Origin of the sequence: Uliginosibacterium paludis, from assembly GCF_039631355.1 — a bacterium.
Taxonomy (GTDB): domain Bacteria; phylum Pseudomonadota; class Gammaproteobacteria; order Burkholderiales; family Rhodocyclaceae; genus Uliginosibacterium; species Uliginosibacterium paludis.
This window is the reverse complement of sequence record NZ_JBDIVF010000002.1, coordinates 110,591-126,391: the sequence shown is the minus strand read 5'-3', so window position 1 is coordinate 126,391 and position 15,801 is coordinate 110,591. Positions and strand designations below refer to the sequence as shown.

General features: G+C 65.4%; 16 protein-coding genes. 11 read left to right on the top strand and 5 right to left on the bottom strand.

Going from position 1 to position 15,801, the window contains the following annotated elements:
- Window positions 1-57: 57 nt before the first annotated feature.
- Complete coding sequence (locus tag ABDB87_RS05580; protein ID WP_345924909.1) at window positions 58-606, bottom strand: Spy/CpxP family protein refolding chaperone; 549 nt, start codon at window positions 604-606, stop codon at window positions 58-60.
- Between the two features lie 170 nt (window positions 607-776).
- Between ABDB87_RS05580 and ABDB87_RS05575 the strand changes: the two genes are divergently transcribed.
- From ABDB87_RS05575 to ABDB87_RS05560, 4 genes are read left to right on the top strand one after another with little or no spacing between them, the layout of a single operon-like run.
- Window positions 777-1,463 carry a response regulator gene (locus tag ABDB87_RS05575; RefSeq protein ID WP_345924907.1) on the top strand — a complete coding sequence of 229 codons (687 nt, stop codon included), beginning with the start codon at window positions 777-779 and terminating at the stop codon, window positions 1,461-1,463.
- Window positions 1,464-1,468: 5 nt separating this feature from the next.
- Window positions 1,469-2,854: a HAMP domain-containing sensor histidine kinase gene (locus ABDB87_RS05570; protein WP_345924905.1), complete on the top strand. Its 1,386-nt coding sequence runs from the start codon at window positions 1,469-1,471 to the stop codon at window positions 2,852-2,854.
- Window positions 2,855-2,898: 44 nt separating this feature from the next.
- Window positions 2,899-3,321: a thioredoxin TrxC gene (gene trxC / locus ABDB87_RS05565; protein ID WP_345924904.1), complete on the top strand. Its 423-nt coding sequence runs from the start codon at window positions 2,899-2,901 to the stop codon at window positions 3,319-3,321.
- A 40-nt stretch (window positions 3,322-3,361) separates the two neighbouring features.
- Window positions 3,362-5,026, top strand: coding sequence for an FAD-dependent oxidoreductase (locus tag ABDB87_RS05560; protein ID WP_345924902.1), 1,665 nt, complete (start codon window positions 3,362-3,364; stop codon window positions 5,024-5,026).
- A gap of 47 nt (window positions 5,027-5,073) precedes the next feature.
- Here ABDB87_RS05560 and ABDB87_RS05555 read toward each other — a convergent pair whose 3' ends face one another.
- Both ABDB87_RS05555 and ABDB87_RS05550 read right to left on the bottom strand, forming a co-directional pair.
- A complete protein-coding gene (locus ABDB87_RS05555; protein WP_345924900.1) occupies window positions 5,074-6,888 on the bottom strand; it encodes a PHA/PHB synthase family protein in 1,815 nt (604 codons plus the stop codon).
- Between the two features lie 33 nt (window positions 6,889-6,921).
- Complete coding sequence (locus tag ABDB87_RS05550; RefSeq protein WP_345924899.1) at window positions 6,922-7,941, bottom strand: MBL fold metallo-hydrolase; 1,020 nt, start codon at window positions 7,939-7,941, stop codon at window positions 6,922-6,924.
- A gap of 149 nt (window positions 7,942-8,090) precedes the next feature.
- Here ABDB87_RS05550 and ABDB87_RS05545 point away from each other — a divergent pair, with 149 nt between their 5' ends.
- The 6 genes from ABDB87_RS05545 to ABDB87_RS05520 all read left to right on the top strand — a co-directional run bounded on the left by ABDB87_RS05545 (window position 8,091) and on the right by ABDB87_RS05520 (window position 11,556).
- On the top strand, window positions 8,091-8,768 hold the full coding sequence (locus tag ABDB87_RS05545; RefSeq protein ID WP_345924897.1) for an SDR family NAD(P)-dependent oxidoreductase: 678 nt from the start codon (window positions 8,091-8,093) through the stop codon (window positions 8,766-8,768).
- Window positions 8,769-8,773: 5 nt separating this feature from the next.
- Window positions 8,774-8,977 carry a DUF1289 domain-containing protein gene (locus ABDB87_RS05540; RefSeq protein WP_345924895.1) on the top strand — a complete coding sequence of 68 codons (204 nt, stop codon included), beginning with the start codon at window positions 8,774-8,776 and terminating at the stop codon, window positions 8,975-8,977.
- A gap of 70 nt (window positions 8,978-9,047) precedes the next feature.
- The gene (gene rapZ, locus ABDB87_RS05535; protein WP_345924893.1) at window positions 9,048-9,908 is read left to right on the top strand and encodes an RNase adapter RapZ; all 861 of its coding nucleotides are present in this window, start codon (window positions 9,048-9,050) and stop codon (window positions 9,906-9,908) included.
- Between the two features lies 1 nt (window position 9,909).
- Entirely contained in the window at window positions 9,910-10,299 is a 390-nt protein-coding gene (locus ABDB87_RS05530) for a NusG domain II-containing protein (RefSeq protein ID WP_385917311.1), read from the top strand.
- A 1-nt stretch (window position 10,300) separates the two neighbouring features.
- Window positions 10,301-10,858: a Gx transporter family protein gene (locus ABDB87_RS05525; protein ID WP_345924891.1), complete on the top strand. Its 558-nt coding sequence runs from the start codon at window positions 10,301-10,303 to the stop codon at window positions 10,856-10,858.
- A gap of 98 nt (window positions 10,859-10,956) precedes the next feature.
- Entirely contained in the window at window positions 10,957-11,556 is a 600-nt protein-coding gene (locus ABDB87_RS05520) for a flavin prenyltransferase UbiX (protein ID WP_345924888.1), read from the top strand.
- A gap of 82 nt (window positions 11,557-11,638) precedes the next feature.
- On the opposite strand, the gene ABDB87_RS05515 is transcribed toward ABDB87_RS05520, so the two are convergent.
- Window positions 11,639-12,475 carry a hypothetical protein gene (locus ABDB87_RS05515; RefSeq protein ID WP_345924886.1) on the bottom strand — a complete coding sequence of 279 codons (837 nt, stop codon included), beginning with the start codon at window positions 12,473-12,475 and terminating at the stop codon, window positions 11,639-11,641.
- 354 nt (window positions 12,476-12,829) lie between these two features.
- Window positions 12,830-13,663, bottom strand: a complete 834-nt coding sequence (locus ABDB87_RS05510) for a hypothetical protein (RefSeq protein ID WP_345924884.1) — start codon at window positions 13,661-13,663, stop codon at window positions 12,830-12,832.
- Between the two features lie 404 nt (window positions 13,664-14,067).
- Between ABDB87_RS05510 and ABDB87_RS05505 the strand changes: the two genes are divergently transcribed.
- Entirely contained in the window at window positions 14,068-15,687 is a 1,620-nt protein-coding gene (locus tag ABDB87_RS05505) for an ABC-F family ATPase (RefSeq protein ID WP_345924882.1), read from the top strand.
- Window positions 15,688-15,801 lie beyond the last annotated feature (114 nt).

Sequence of the window (15,801 nt, the reverse complement as noted above, 5' to 3'; positions counted from 1 at the left end):
CGGGTCGGCGAAGTGTTGCGGGCCGTGCGGCAACGGCCCGCTCGCGCCGGATCGGGCTCAGCCCTTGTCTGCAGGCCGTCCGCGTTCACCGTCGCGCCCCGGTTTGCGGGCCGCTGCGAGTTGAGCAAGCTTCGTGCGCTGTTCGGGCGTGAGCACCTGCATCATGCGGTGCGCCTGCTCTGCGCGGGCGAGGATTTGCGCGCTGTCCTGGGTCGCGATCCGGCCGGCGAGTTCCTTCGCGCGGGCGTCGCTGTACTGCTCACCGATGACCAGATCGCGCAGGGCCTTGCGCGAAGCCATCAGCGCCTCGCGCTGGGTGCGGCGGGCTTCACGATCGCTGTCGGCAAGCTTCTTCAGCTCGTCGCGCTGTGCCTGGCTCAGGTCGAGCGCCTTGATCAGGCGCGGGTTGAGCAGGCCGGCGCGCTCACCTTCGCCCCTCTCGCGATGGTGGAAGCGACCCTGCGCCGGGCCGTCCGCGCGATCCGTGGCCGGGCGAACTGCCGCGGCAGGTGCACTGACCTCCTGGGCATGGCTGCTGAGCGGCAGGCAGAGGGCCAGTGCACTGGTCATCAGGAAGCGGCGGAGGTTCGGATTGATCTGCGGCATTTTCGTTCTCCTTCAATGTGTTGTGAGCGTGGGAGAAGTCTGGGCCGCATGGGCGTAAAGGCCGGTCAGCCGACGGTAAAGCTTGGTTAAGGAAGCGTAAGCGCGCTTTGGCCGTCTGCGGCCGCGCCGTATCATGAGCCGCATCTTCAGTTGCTGGGACGGGCGGGAATATGGCAAGGGTGCTGCTGGTCGATGACGACACCGAACTGTGCGCGCTGCAGGCCGAATACCTGCGCGCTGAGGGTTTCGAGGTCGAAGCCGTCTACGACGGCGAGCAGGGCGCCGGGCTGGCGCTCGAAGGCGGTTTCGACATCGTGGTGCTCGACGTGATGATGCCGCGCACCAACGGCATCGAGGCCCTGCGCCGCATCCGGGCGCGCAGCCGCATTCCGGTGATCATGCTGACCGCGCGCGGCGACGATATCGACCGCGTGCTGGGCCTGGAGCTGGGGGCGGACGACTATGTGCCCAAGCCCTGCACGCCGCGCGAACTCGTCGCCCGCATCCGTGCCATCCTGCGTCGTGCCCAGGGCACGCCGGGGCCGCGCGAAACCCAGGTGCTCGGCGTGGGCGCGCTCTGCGTGCGGCCCGAGCAACGTCGCGCGGAATGGCAGGGGCGCCTGCTGGAACTGACCAGTACCGAGTTCAACCTGCTCGAAGTGCTGGCGCGCTGCGCCGGCAACCCGGTCAGCAAGAACGAACTCTCGGAGAAGGCGCTGGGCCGGCCGCTCGCCCGGTATGACCGCAGCATCGACGTGCATGTGAGCAACCTGCGCGCCAAGCTGGGCGACCTGCCCGACGGCCGCTCGCCGATCCAGACCGTCCGCGGCATCGGCTACCAGTACATCGTTTCCTGATCGTCATGGGTCGCCTTTTCTGGAAAATCTTTGCCGGCTTCTGGATCACCCTGCTGCTTACGGTGATCGGGGTGTCGGCCGCGCTGATGATCCGGGAAGAGGCGCGTCGCAGCGAGGAAAGCGCGATTGCGACCGGGCCGCGCTCGACCTATGCCCTGCGCATGGCCTGGACGGTGGCCAGTTTCGGCGGCGGTGAAGCGCTGGCGAAATATGTGGCGCAGTGGCCGGTGCGGGAAGGCGAGCCGCCGCTGGTGGTGGATGCCGGGGGCAATGACCGTTTCGGTCGGGCCGTGCCGGCCGAGGCGCTGGAGCAGGCGCGGGCCGCGCTGGCGGCCGAGACCGGCAATGACCGGCGCCGCAAGGCCCGCCGCTGGAAGGATGACGCCGGCAAGGAATGGCTCATGTTCTTCCCCCAGGGCAGCACGCGCGAGCCGCCGCGTGCGTCCCCCGTGCCCGAGTTCCGTCTGGAAGGCCCGATCCTGGCTGCGCTGGCGGCCCTGCTGGCGAGCGTGCTGGTCAGTGCGCTGCTGGCCCGCAATTTCTCGCGGCCCATTCATCGTCTGCAGGGCGCCTTCCAGGCGGCCTCGGACGGGCAGCTCAACGTGCGCGTCGCACAGGGCATGGCCGGCCGGCGCGACGAGCTCGGCCAGCTCGGGCGTGAGTTCGACGGCATGGTGCAGAAGCTGCAGCAGCTGGTCGGCTCGCAGAACCGGCTGATGCATGACGTCTCTCACGAACTGCGTTCGCCGCTGGCCCGCCTGCAGGTGGCGGTCGGCCTGGCACGGCAGAATCCGGCTCAGGTCGAAACCGCGCTCTCGCGCATCGAGCGCGAAGCGGAGCGGCTGGATGAACTCGTCGGCGAAGTGCTGACCCTGGCGCGACTCGAAGGCCTGATGCGGCAGCCCGCGGAAGACTATGTGGATCTGATCGAGCTCCTCGACAGCGTGGTCGAGGATGCACGTTTCGAAGCCGAAGGCAGTGGCCGCAAGGTGATGTTTTCGACCTCGCATGAAGGTGAGCTGGTGATCCGTGCGCGCGGCGAACTGCTGCACCGCGCGTTCGACAATGTGGTGCGCAATGCGCTGCGGCACACTCCGGTCGACAGTCTGGTGGAGGTCAGTCTGGTGCATCAGGCCCGGGCCGATTCGATGCACATCACCGTGGCCGACGCGGGCCCCGGCGTGCCGGAGAACGAGCTGGAGTCGATCTTCGATCCCTTCCACCGCGGCGAATCGGCAGGCGGCGCAGGCTACGGGCTGGGGCTGGCGATCGCGCGGCGGGCCATCGAGGCCCACGGCGGCCGCATGTGGGCGCAGAACCGCCAGCAGGGCAGCGGGCTTGAAGTGCACTTCCGGCTGCCGCTGGAACAGACTTCGTTGAAAACTGTATAACCATGTAGTAATGTTAGGTCTGTCCAGTACGGGAGCTTTCCGTCATGCAGATCGTCTGTTGCCATTGCCACACCACCAATCGCCTGCCTGAGGCACGCCTGGCCGAAGGGCCGGCCTGCGGGGCCTGCCACCGTCCGCTCCTGCCGGCCACCCCGGTTCCGCTGAGCGACGCCGATTTCGCGAACTTCATCGCCCGCACCGAACTGCCGGTGCTGGTCGACTTCTGGGCGCCCTGGTGCGGACCCTGCCGCACGATGGCGCCGATGTTCGAGGAGGCTGCACGGCAGCTCCAGGGCAAGGTCATCCTCGCCAAACTCGATACCGAAGCCAGCCCCGCGACGGCCGCGCGATACGGCATCCGCAGCATTCCGACCCTGGCGCTGTTCCGCGCCGGCCAGGAAGTGGCGCGCGAGGCCGGCGCCCGCCCCGCCGCCGAAATCCTTCGCTGGGTCAGCCGATTCCTGTGAGCCCGCTTCTCATCCTTTTCACTGCCGGGAGCTCCCAGTCATGAACCCGCCTCTCAGACTCCTTGTCATCGGTGGCGTTGCGGCCGGTGCGTCCTGCGCCGCGCGTGCCCGCCGGCTCGACGAGCATGCATCCATCATCATGCTCGACCGCGGGCCGGACGTTTCCTTTGCCAACTGCGGCCTGCCGTATCACATCGGCGGCGAGATCGCCGAGCGCGGCGCGCTGGCCGTGCAGACGCCCGCGGGCCTGAAGTCGCTGCTGAACCTGGATGTGCGGACCGGCTGCGAAGCGCTTCGAATCGATCGCGCGGGCAAACGGGTCGAGGTGCGTCAGGTTGCGGACGGGCACTGCGAATGGATCTCGTATGACAAGCTCATGCTCGCGCCAGGCGCGTCGCCGCTGCGGCCCGCGCTGCCCGGCATCGACGACGCCCGCGTCCACACGCTGCGCAATCTGCAGGACATGGACCGCATTCTGGCCGCCGCCGGCACCGCCCGGCGCGCTGTGGTGATCGGTGCCGGTTTCATCGGCATCGAGATGGCGGAGCAGCTGCGCCATCGTGGCCTGGCGGTGCAGCTGGTGGAGTTGCAGGAGCAGGTGCTGCCCCAGCTCGACGCGCCGATGAGCGCCCTGCTCGCCAGCGAGCTCCAGCGCCAGGGCGTGACAGTGATGACCGGCGAGCGGGTGACGGCCTTCGAGCCGGCGGATGCGGTGCTGCATTGCAGGCTGGCCTCCGGCCGCGTGCTGGAGGCCGATCTGGTGATCCTGTCGATCGGCGTGCAGCCCGAGACGACCCTGGCGCGCGAGGCCGGTCTGGCGCTCGGGCCGCGCGGGCACATTCTGGTGGATGAATTCATGCGCACGTCCGACCCCGACATTCATGCCGCGGGTGATGCAGTGCTCACGCGTGACCGCATCGATGGCTCGGCGGTCAGCGTGCCGCTGGGCGGGCCGGCCAACCGGCAGGGGCGCGTGGCGGCCGACTGCATGCTGCTGGGTGACAGGGCGCGTCCGTATCCCGGCTCGCTCGGCACGGCGATCGTGCGTGCCTTCGACGTGGTGGCCGGCATCACCGGCTGGAGCGAGAAGCGCCTGCTGGCGGCAGGCAAGGCCCATGACAGCATCACGGTCAATGCCGAGCATCATGCGGGCTACTATCCCGGCGCGAAGCCGATGAGCCTGAAGATTCTGTGGGAGCCGGACACCGGCCGCCTGCTGGGCGCGCAGGCGACAGGTTTCGAAGGTGTCGACAAGCGTCTGGACGTGCTTGCCACCGCGCTGGCAGGCGGCATGACGGTGGACGATCTCTGTCACCTTGAACTGGCCTATGCACCGCCTTTCGGCTCGGCCAAGGACATCGTCAATCTGGCCGGCTTTGCGGCCTGCAACAAGCGCGACGGCCTCGTCACGCCGGCCGCCAGCCTGCCGGCAGACGCGAACGTACAGGTGCTTGACGTGCGGCCGAAGGCGCTGGCGGAGGCTTTTCCGGTGCCGGGCGGAGCGATCAACATTCCTTTCCCTGCGCTGCGGGCCAGTCTGGACCGGCTCGATCCTCGGCGCCCCGTCGTCACGGTGTGTGCGTTCGGCAAGATGAGCTACTTCGCAGCGCGCATTCTGGCCCAGCAGGGTTTCGAGGTCAGGAGCTTTGCCGGCGGCATGCGCGGCAATGTGGACCCACGCTCGCCGGGCAAAATGCCCGGCTGAAATGCGGAACGCCCCGCAGTGCGGGGCGCTCCGGGGTGAGCCAGGCTTCAGCGGCTGCTCTTGTCGAGCCGCGCCTTCACATAGCTGCCCGGCGCATCTTCCAGCACTTCAAGCGGGCCTTTTTCAGGATCCCGCGCAGCCACCTGCTTGCTGTCGAGAGCGGTGACCCAGCCCTGCCAGTCGGTCCACCAGGAGCCGGGATGCTGGGTCGCGCCCTTGAGCCATTCGTCGCTGTCTTCGGGCAGCTCGCCGTCTTCGCGGACCCAGTAGCCGTACTTGTTGGCTGCCGGGGGATTGACGATGCCGGCGATGTGGCCGGAGCCGCCGAGCACGAAGCGCGGAGCCTTGCCGAGGGTCAGCGCGCCGAGATAGGTGGTCTTCCAGGGCGCGATGTGGTCTTCGATGGTGGAGATGAAGTAGCAGGGCGCCTTGATCTTGCCGAGGTCGATCTTGACGCCGCAGAGCTCGATCGCGCCCGGCTCGCGCAGCGCGTTCTCGAGGTACATGCGGCGCAGGTAGAAGCTGTGCATGCGGGCCGGCAGGCGCGTAGAGTCGGAGTTCCAGTAGAGCAGGTCGAAGGGGAAGGGATCCTTGCCCATCAGGTAGTTGTTGATGACGAAGGACCAGATCAGATCGTTGGCACGCAGCATGTTGAAGGTGCCCGCCATTTCCGCGCCCTCGAGATAGCCGCGCTCGTTCATCTTCTTCTCGAGTGACTGCACCTGCTGCTCGTCGATGAAGACGCCCAGTTCGCCTGGCTGCGAGAAGTCCAGCAGCGAGGTGAAGAAGGTCCCGGAGGCGATGCGCTTGTCACGCCGCGCGGCCAGCCAGGCCATGGTGGTACCCAGCAGCGTGCCACCCAGGCAGTAGCCGGCGGCATTGATTTCCTTCGCCCCGGTCTGCTCGCAGATCGCATCGATGGCAGCGAGCACGCCTTCCGACATGTAGGCGTCAAAACCCTTTTCGGCGTGGCGGGTATCCGGATTGACCCAGCTGATGACGAACACGGTGTGGCCCTGATCCACCGCCCACTTGATGTAGGAATTCTTGTCGCGCAGGTCGAGCACGTAGTACTTGTTGATCCAGGGCGGCACGATCAGCAGCGGGCGCTCGAACACCTTGGCGGTGGAGGGCGTGTATTGCAGCAGCTGCATCATGTCGTTCTGGAAGACCACCTTGCCCGGCGTGGTGGCCACGTTGCGGCCGAGTTCGAAGGCTTCGGTGTCGGTCATGCGCACGCGCAGCTGGCCGTCACCGGCTTCGAGGTCGCGCAGCAGGTTGTTGAAGCCCTTGATGAGGTTCTGGCCGCGGGTGCGGCAGGTTTCCTCCAGCACTTCCGGATTGGTCAGCGCGAAGTTGGAGGGCGCCATGGCATCGACATACTGGCGGGTGTAGAAATTCACCTTCTTCTGCGCGGCTTCGTCCAGACCATCGATGCAGCAGACGGTGTCGTGGATGTTGCGGGCGGCGATCAGGTAGCTCTGCTTGATGAAATCGAAGACGAAGCTGTCCTGCCATTCCTCATGCTTGAAGCGCTTGTCGCTTTTCTCTGGCGTGGCGACCGGTTCGGGCGTGAGGCCCCAGAGCCGCTGCACGGAGTTCTGCCACAGGCTGAAATAGTCGCGCAGCAGGTTCATCTGGTTGGTGGCGAGCCGCACCGGATCGCTCATCAGCTTGGCCATCATGTCGAAGAAGGCCTGCGCCACACCCATTTCATCGTCCGGGGGCTCGACCCCCTTTGATACCTGGCGCTGGATGTATTCGCTCAGGAGCTTCGATGAGCGCTGTGCCACTTCGGCATAGGTCCGGGCGAGTTCCTGCGTATCAGGCAATCCGGCTTGCTGCGTATCGGTGCTGGCCATGAATCTGTCTCCTGAGCGGGTGATGGATGAGGTTCAGCTTGTCTGCTGGTAAAGGATGTTGCCGTCGCTGTCTTCCAGGCGCTTGAGGCGGTCGCGGCGCCAGAGGTGGTTCAGGTGGGCGATCGCTTCGCCCATTGCAAAGAGCAATTGATGAGTGTCCAGCGGCCGCGGGAAGAGCACCGGCAGGAGTTCGGCGGCGCTGCGCGGGGTGTCGAGCGCGGCGAGCATGCTGGCGTCGCGCTCGTCATGATGGGTGAAAAGCTGGTCCAGCCGCGCATGCATGCCACGGAAGGGCAGGCCGTGAGCGGGCAGGACCAGGGTTTCGGCCGGCAGCGTGCGGAATTTCTGCAGCGACGCCAGGAAGCGCGCAACGGCGTCTTCTTCCGGCATCGCGGCCGGTACGCTGATGTTGGTGGTGATGCGCGGCAGCAGCATGTCGCCGGAAATCAGCACGCCCGCTTCGGGGCAGTGCAGCGAGATGTGCTCCGGGGAATGGCCGTGGCCGGCGATGGCCGTCCAGTTGCGGCCCCCGATGCGGAGGCGGTCGCCCTCGAGCAGGCGGACGAACTGCGCGGGCAACTCGGGTACGCCGCGGCGATAGATGTTGCCGCGGGCCTCCATGCGGGCCAGGCGTTCGCTGTCCAGCCCGTGGCGGCGGAAGTGCTCATGGAAGCTTGCCATGTCGTAGCCGGCGCTCTGGCTGTGCAGCGCATGGGCCAGCAGGTATTCGCCGAATGACATGTGGATTGCCGCACCGGTCTGTGCGGCGAGCCATTGCGCGTTGCCAAGGTGGTCCGGATGGTAGTGGGTCGCGATGATGCGGCTCAGCGGCCGGCCCAGGGCCTGCAGGATCTGCGGCCACAGCGCGCGCGTGGCGTCGTCGCCCAGTCCGGTGTCGACCAGCGCCCAGGCCGCGCCATCGCGGATCAGCCACAGGTTGATGTGGTCGAGCGCCCAGGGCAGCGCGAGGCGCAGCCACTTCACGCCCGGCGCGACCTCGAGCGTCTCCGGGGCTTGCGGCGCGGCAGGGAAAGGGTGGCTCAGGTTTCGCATGGGCATGTCGGCGGAATGAAAAATGATGATGCATTGCAGCAAGACGGGCTGCAACACAGGCTTCCCCCTAGTCTACCTTTCACCCTGAGGAGCACCCATAATGGGCGCACGCCGTGCTTGGCGGATTCCTTGATCAACACAGGGCAGACATGAGCAAGACCGTACTGATTGCGGGTGCCAGCCGTGGCATCGGCCTGGAGCTGGCCGTCCAGTATGCCGCTGAAGGCTGGCGCGTGATCGCCGCCTGCCGGGCGCCCGAGCAGGCCCGTGGCTGGCTGCCGGCCAGCGTGGATGTGCAGGCGCTGGATGTGACCAGCCCCGAATCGATCGCGGCGCTGGCCTGGTATCTCGATGACGCGCCGCTGGATCTGCTGATCTGCAATGCCGGCCTGTTCGGGCCGGATACCGGCAGCTTCGCCGCTCCCGGCGATGCGGCGTTCGATGAGGTCATGCACACCAATGTGCTGGGGCCGATGCGCCTGATCCAGGCCTTCGGCAGCAATGTGGCCGCTGCGCGCGGGGTGCTGGCGGTCATGTCGTCGAGCATGGGCTCGATCCAGGATACGAGTGGCTCCGATGCCATCGCCTACCGCTGCTCCAAGGCGGCAGCCAACATGGTGGTCAAGACGGCCGCCAACGAGTACGGCCCGCTGGGCGCCTGCGTGGTTTCGCTGCATCCCGGCTGGGTCCGGACAGAGATGGGCGGAGATGATGCAGCGCTGGGCGTGAGCGAGTCGGTTGAAGGATTGCGCCAGGTGATGGCCGAGCTGGACGAGGACGACAACGGCCACTTCATCGATTACCGCGGGCACCGCCTGCCCTGGTGAGCGCAATGGCCGACGAATTGCCCGCCTCCCCCTGCGTGCGCCTGTGCTGTCTGGATGAGCCGGGCCTGATCTGCGTGGGCTGTTTCCGCAGTCTGGCCGAAATTACCGGATGGCATGCGGCCGACGCCCGGGAGCGTGAGGCCATCCTGCAGCGCTGTGCCGAGCGGCGGGCAGAATGGCGTCTGAAGCATCCCGGCTCGCCGGCTTGAGCGCGAGGCCGGTTTTTTTCGTTATGCTTGTCCGCAAAGGCCGCGATCTGCCGCGGCGACGGAATCCAGCATGCAACTCACCCTGATCAGCGGCCTCTCCGGCTCGGGCAAGAGCATCGCCCTCAAGCTGCTTGAAGATACCGGTTACTACTGCGTCGACAATCTGCCGGCGAGCCTGCTGCCGCAGCTCGTCGAACAGCTGCGCCAGGAGGGCTATCACCGCGTTGGCGTGGCGATGGATGTGCGCTCCGGCGCGAGCATCGAAGCCCTGCCCGAAATCGTCTCCGAGGTGCGCCTGCAGGTGCCCGACCTGCGCTTCATCTTTCTCGATTCGCGTGACGAGTCGCTGATCGCGCGCTACTCCGAGAGCCGTCGTCGTCATCCGCTGGCCGAAGGCACGGTCACGCTGCAGGAGGCCATCCATCGCGAGCGCGAACTGCTGCAGCGGGTGGCCGAGCTGGGGCAGCGCATCGACACCAGTGCGCTGCATCCCAACGTGCTCCGCTCCTGGCTGCGCGAGCTGATCGAATCGGCGCCTGGGCGCGGTCCGACCTTACTGTTCCAGTCCTTCGGTTTCAAGCACGGCTTGCCGGTGGATGCGGATTTCGTGTTTGACGTGCGCTGCCTGCCCAATCCATTTTATGACCCTGCCATGCGCGCGCTGACGGGGCTCGATCAGCCGGTGATCGACTTCATGGAAGCCTCGGACGATGCCATGCGCATGGCACATGACATCCGCCGCTTCGTCGCCGACTGGCTGCCGGCTTTTTCGCATGACGGGCGCAGCAACCTCACCATCGGCATCGGTTGCACCGGCGGCCAGCATCGTTCGGTCTATCTGGCCGAGTGGCTGGCGAAGGAGTTTTCCGGCCAGGCGCGGGTGATGGTGCGTCATCGCTCGCTCGATGCGAACCACAGGAAAGCCGGGTGACGTGAAGCCCGCCATTCGCCCCTGGCTGCAGCTGATGCATCCCGGCGACTGGCTGTGCGTTCTCGCTGCGCTGTCGATCACCCTGTATGCCGCGATGAGCTTGTGGAGCCCGGACCGGCCGACGCGCGCGATTGTCCGGGCCGGCGGCCGCACGGTGGCCACGCTGCCGCTCGACCGCGCTGCTCGCTACGAGGTGCGTGGCCCGCTCGGGCTGACCCTGATCGAGATCGAGCCGGGTCGTGCCCGGGTGAAGTCCGATCCAGGCCCTCGCCAGTATTGCGTGAAGCAGGGCTGGCTGAGCCGCAACGGCGCGGCTGCGATCTGTGCGCCCAATGAGGTCAGCCTGCAGCTGGCGGGGCGCAGCGAGACCTACGATTCGATGGCCTACTGACATGACGCCCACGCGCATCCTGCACGCCGATGAGTCGGACTACCGGGTGGCCCGCTACGCTGCCGCGGCCATCGCACTCAGCGTGGCAGAGGCCGCCATTCCCACGCCCCTGCCGGGCGTGAAGCCGGGGCTGGCGAACATCATCGTGCTGCTGGTCCTCATGCGGCATGGCTGGATCGAGGCGGTCTGGGTAGCGTTGCTGCGCGTCTTTGCGGCCAGCCTGCTGCTGGGGCAACTCTTCGCCCCCGGCTTCTTCCTGAGTCTGGCCGGCAGCCTCTGCAGTCTGGCGGTTCTGGGCTTGGCCCGGCATCTGCCGCGACGCTGGTTCGGTGCGGTGAGCCTGTCCCTGCTGGCCGCTTTCGGCCATATCGGCGGCCAGATGATCCTCGCCCGGCTCTGGCTCGTGCCGCATGACGGCATCTGGGCCCTCTGGCCGGTTTTCTCCGCAACGGCCACCCTCTTCGGCACGGCCAACGGCCTCATCACTGCCCGGCTGTTGCGGGAGGGCACCGATGAAGAAGTCCGTGTGGCCGGCAGCGGCGACGCGGCCGTAGGCTGAGGCGCTCAGCACGGCCTGTTCGCTGCGGGAGCCGGCCCCTACAATGTGCCGACTCCCGACTCCCGACTCCCGACTCCCGACTCCCGACTCCCGACTCCATGAAAACCATTGCAGTTGCACTGACCGGCGCCTCGGGCATGCCTTACGGCCTGCGCCTCATCGAAAGCCTGATCCGCGCGGGTTGCCGCGTGCAGCTCGTCTATACCCAGGCCGCCCAGATCGTGGCGAAGCAGGAAATGGATCTCGCCCTCGCCGGCACGCGAGAGACGGCCGAGCTGCTGTCAGCGCGCTTCGGCGCCGCCGAAGGGCAACTGCTGGTCTACGGCCGAGAGGAGTGGTTTGCCCCGATCGCCTCCGGCACCAATCCGCCGGATGCAATGGTGATCTGCCCCTGCACCATGGGCACCCTGGCCTCCGTGGCGGCCGGGCTGTCCAGCAATCTCATCGAACGCGCGGCCGACGTCTGCCTCAAGGAAGGCCGCAAGCTGGTCATCGTGCCGCGCGAAGCCCCGTTCTCCACGCTGCACCTGGAAAACATGCTCCGCCTCTCGAGAATGGGCGTCGTCATCCTGCCCCCCTCACCCGGCTTCTACCACCACCCGCAAACCGTGCAGGATCTGGTCGACTTCGTGGTGGCACGGGTGATGGACCAGATCGGGGTGGAGCATGGGTTGATGAAGCGGTGGGGTGATACCTGAAATGAAAACGCCCTCTCAAGGAGGGCGCAGGCCTGCGGCAAGCTTGTCCTGTCCGGAAACCGGACAGGACTGCCGTCTTCGATCAGTACGTGTAGTCGATCGACCAGACGCGGAGGCCGCCAGTCGAATCTCCAACGCGGGTGTAATACACATAAAACGCGCCGCTTGCCCCCTTGGTAACCGTCGCCGTCGCTGTAGCGGAAGCAGGTGACGTTGCCGTCGCTGCCGTACCGCCTGTGTATGCACAGCCATTACCCGCATAAAGAATGTTTGCGTTGGCATCGGCGATCACGATCTGCCCCGCTGAACAGCCACTCGAATTCGAGTTTCCGAACTTGACGGTGATCGACGGTGACGTCGTGGCTGCATTGGTGTACGGAATCTTGATGTAGCGGTTAAAGGTAGTGCCCGTGAGAGAGCTGCCAGTGCTGACTGCGCTGCTTGTTGCGAATGAGCTGCCGTTGTAGGTGATGGCCCAGGTCGATCCGCTGCAATCAGAAGAACCGTCGTAAAGCCGCAGGTTGGAGGCGCTGGCTGAGTAAAGCGCTGCGGCACCAGCAGTGATCTCACTGGTGCTGGCATTGAAACCATAGTTCCCGCTGGCGCAGGTCAGCAGGTTGGAGGAGCCGACCAGACTCAGTGAAGGGGTCCAGGTGCCGGTAGTAACTGCGGCTGCGCTAGAGGCGGCTGAACTCGTGCTGGATGCTGCAGAGGTGGCAGTCGAGGACGCTGCAGAGGATGTCGCCGTTGAGGCAGCCGACGAAGATGCCTTGGAAGAAGCGGTGCTGCTGGCAACGCTGGATGCCGCGGATGATGCCGCCGGGGTGGAGCTGTTGTCGTCGCTGCCGCCACCGCCGCAAGCGGCGAGGATCAGGGACAGGCCAAGTGCTGAAATTGCGAGTCTGGTCGAACGTTGCATCTTCTTCTCCTGTGCGAAGAACCCGGCCCTCCGGCCTGCGGCTCCCCTTGTCTCTTGTATGCCCGGCCGTCACCGGGCGTCCGGATCATGCTTTCTGTTGCCGAAAGCATGTAGGTATTTTTCCTACGACCTGTTTCCGGTCACAAGGCGAATCAGAAGAAACGTGAAAAAATTTACAAAAACCTCGAAATGGCGTTACGGAAAAGCAACATTTCCATTGAAAACAATGGGTTCTGAGGTTTTTTGATAAGGGTATACCCGGTGTTTTCCGGGGTTGGCAGGTCTGATGAACGGAAAAGCCCCCGGCGTGCCGGGGGCAGGACAGATTGACTGTCTGGATCAGTACCAGAGCCGTTATTGGGTGAGCTTGATCTTGCCGATGTTCACGCCACCAGACGACGTGCCTTCGCGCCCATAGATAACACGAAGTTCGGAACAGTTATGGCTTGCGTCGGCGGTGTAGCTCAAGGTGTTGAAGCTGCCGTCGGCATTCGCGACGGAGAAGACATCCTGCTTGATGAGCACGCTGTTATCGCTGCAGAACAGGGCCAGCTTGCCCGCCGTGGCGCTGGCTGAGGTCTGACGGTATTCGATGGCGATCGACAGCGCTTTCTTGGCCGTTACTGGAACGCCCATGTAGGCGCGCAGCTTGCTGCCGCTGGCCGGAGCGGAGCCGTCCGCACCGACGTCGGGAATGAGAGCAGCGTTGGAGCTGTAGAAGGAGCCGTTGGTGTTCCACATGTTCACCGCACCGGTGCCGTTGTTCGAGGAGGATCCCGCTGCCCGATAGCGCAGCACACCGGCAGCCGTCGTGTTGAACTGCAGGCCGTCAACCGTTACCGCACCGCTCGCGATATCGCTGGAGATGAGCTTCACGCTGTTGTCTGCCGTGGCGGTGTAATCCGCACTGAACAGCGTCTGGCCTGCTGCGGCATAGGCTTCGTTGCTGAAGCCCCATTCCTTGACCGTGACGGCCGGAGCCGAGCTGCTGGACGAAGACGTTGCCACGCTGCTGGAAGAGGATGAGGCCTGGCTGCTTGTCGAGGTGCTGCTGGACGACTTGGAGGATGATGACGAGCCCGGCGCGGTCGGTGCCGGTGCGTCGTCGCTGCCACCACCGCCGCCACACGCGGCGAGGGTCAGGGCGAGAATGAGGGAAGATGCTGCGAGTTTTGCTGCGTGGTTCATGACTTTGTCTCCTTGGCGGAGGCTCGCGCTGGAAGGCGGCCATCCTTGTTGCTGTGCCCGGCCGTCACCGGGCGGTCCGGAACGTCTCCCCTTGGCTTTTCGGGAGTACGTGCAAGGATTTTTCCGACAGCGGTTTCCGCTCACAATTGCGGTTCAAGGAATCATGTGAGCCTTGAGCAAAAAACGAGCAATGCTTGTTCACGGAATGCAACGAGGCAGTCAGCTTTGGTCCGCCTGAGCGCTCGGGCTCCGGTCGGCTCGCCTGCTCGCGAGTGCCGCGAGCCGGGGCAGGCCGACGCCCTGAGGTATCAAGGATTTACGTGCTGCGATAGAATGCACGGTTTCCCCCGTATCCCGTTTCCGCGCGTGCCGGCCCGTGCCGTACGCGCGGTGAGGACAATGTCGTGCTCATCGCCAACAACATCACCATGCAGTTCGGGGCCAAGCCCCTGTTTGAAAACGTCTCGATCAAGTTCGGCGACGGCAACCGCTACGGCCTGATCGGTGCCAACGGCGCCGGCAAGTCGACCTTCATGAAGATCCTCGCCGGCGTGCTGGAGCCTTCCGCCGGCAACGTGGCGCTGGATTCCGGCGAGCGCATGGCCTTCCTGCGCCAGGATCAGTTCGCCTATGAAGAGCAGCGCGTGATCGACGTGGTGATGCAGGGGCATGCCGAGATGTGGGCCTGCATGCAGGAAAAGGACGCGATCTACGCGAACCCGGAAGCCTCGGAAGAGGACTACATGCATGCGGCTGAGCTCGAAGGGCGCTTTGCCGAATACGACGGCTACACCGCCGAGGCGCGTGCGGGCGAGCTGCTGCTGGGCGTGGGCATTCCCACCGAACAGCACACCGGGCCGATGAGCGAGGTGGCACCGGGCTGGAAGCTGCGCGTGCTGCTGTGTCAGGCGCTGTTCTCGAATCCGGACATCCTGCTGCTCGACGAGCCGACCAACAACCTCGACATCAACACCATCCGCTGGCTGGAACATGTGCTGAACAACCGCAACAGCACGATGATCATCATCAGCCACGACCGCCACTTCCTGAACCAGGTGTGCACCCACATGGCCGACCTCGACTACGGCCGCATCCAGGTCTGGCCCGGCAACTGGGACGACTACATGGAAGCCGCCCAGCAGGCGCGCGAGCAGCAGGCGCGTGACAACGCCCGCGCCAAGGAAAAGGTCGCCGAGCTGCAGGAATTCGTGCGCCGCTTCTCGGCCAACAAGTCCAAGGCGCGTCAGGCCACCAGCCGTGCCAAGCAGATCGACAAGATCAAGATCGAGGAGTTCAAGCCCTCCTCGCGTCAGTACCCGTGGATCCGCTTCGACTACGACGAGAAGGAAAAGCTGCACCGTCAGGCCGTGGAGATCGACAACCTCAGCTTCGGTTACGAAGCCGATCGCAAGATCATCAGCCGCTTCAGCGCCGCGTTTGACGCGGGTGACCGCGTCGCCATCATCGGTGAAAACGGCGTCGGCAAGACCACGCTGCTCAAGCTGCTGGTGGGCGAGCTGCAGCCGCAGGCAGGCTCCATCAAGTGGGCTGAAAAGGCGAAGCTGGGCTACTACGCGCAGGACCATGCCGAAGACTTTGCGGGGGGCGAGAGCCTGACCGACTGGATTTCCGGTTATGTGCGCGAAGGCGGTTACGAAGGCGACGACGCGATCACCCTGATCCGCGGCACGCTCGGCCGCTTGCTCTTCAAGGGCGACGACGTGAAGAAGTCCGTCAAGGTCATCTCCGGTGGCGAACAGGGCCGCATGCTCTTCGGCAAGCTGATGCTCCAGCGCAAGAACGTGCTGCTGATGGACGAACCCACCAACCACATGGACATGGAGTCCATCGAAGCCCTCAACGGCGGCCTGATGGATTTCAACGGCACGCTGTTCTTCGTCTCCCACGACCGCGAGTTCGTCTCCTCGGTGGCCACCCGCGTGCTGGAAATCAAGGAAGGCGGCACGATCATCGATTACCGCGGCACCTACGAGGAATACCTGTCGAGCCAGGGCCTGGACTGATTCGGCCCGGTGTTCCGCAATGAAAAGGCCCGTTCGCGAGAACGGGCCTTTCTGTTTCAGCGGTATCGGACATTCGCAGGCGGAGGGCTTGCCTGCGATGCGCACGGCTGCTGC

Bases quoted from the DNA above. Each gene is read 5' to 3' on its own strand.
- ABDB87_RS05545 (WP_345924897.1), top strand. From the start codon at position 8,091: ATGAGCAAGACCGTACTGATTGCGGGTGCCAGCCGTGGCATCGGCCTG.
- ABDB87_RS05575 (WP_345924907.1), top strand. From the start codon at position 777: ATGGCAAGGGTGCTGCTGGTCGATGACGACACCGAACTGTGCGCGCTG.
- ABDB87_RS05570 (WP_345924905.1), top strand. From the start codon at position 1,469: ATGGGTCGCCTTTTCTGGAAAATCTTTGCCGGCTTCTGGATCACCCTG.
- ABDB87_RS05515 (WP_345924886.1), bottom strand. From the start codon at position 12,475: ATGCAACGTTCGACCAGACTCGCAATTTCAGCACTTGGCCTGTCCCTG.
- ABDB87_RS05550 (WP_345924899.1), bottom strand. From the start codon at position 7,941: ATGCGAAACCTGAGCCACCCTTTCCCTGCCGCGCCGCAAGCCCCGGAG.
- ABDB87_RS05560 (WP_345924902.1), top strand. From the start codon at position 3,362: ATGAACCCGCCTCTCAGACTCCTTGTCATCGGTGGCGTTGCGGCCGGT.
- trxC (WP_345924904.1), top strand. From the start codon at position 2,899: ATGCAGATCGTCTGTTGCCATTGCCACACCACCAATCGCCTGCCTGAG.
- ABDB87_RS05540 (WP_345924895.1), top strand. From the start codon at position 8,774: ATGGCCGACGAATTGCCCGCCTCCCCCTGCGTGCGCCTGTGCTGTCTG.
- ABDB87_RS05555 (WP_345924900.1), bottom strand. From the start codon at position 6,888: ATGGCCAGCACCGATACGCAGCAAGCCGGATTGCCTGATACGCAGGAA.
- rapZ (WP_345924893.1), top strand. From the start codon at position 9,048: ATGCAACTCACCCTGATCAGCGGCCTCTCCGGCTCGGGCAAGAGCATC.
- ABDB87_RS05525 (WP_345924891.1), top strand. From the start codon at position 10,301: ATGACGCCCACGCGCATCCTGCACGCCGATGAGTCGGACTACCGGGTG.
- ABDB87_RS05520 (WP_345924888.1), top strand. From the start codon at position 10,957: ATGAAAACCATTGCAGTTGCACTGACCGGCGCCTCGGGCATGCCTTAC.
- ABDB87_RS05510 (WP_345924884.1), bottom strand. From the start codon at position 13,663: ATGAACCACGCAGCAAAACTCGCAGCATCTTCCCTCATTCTCGCCCTG.
- ABDB87_RS05580 (WP_345924909.1), bottom strand. From the start codon at position 606: ATGCCGCAGATCAATCCGAACCTCCGCCGCTTCCTGATGACCAGTGCA.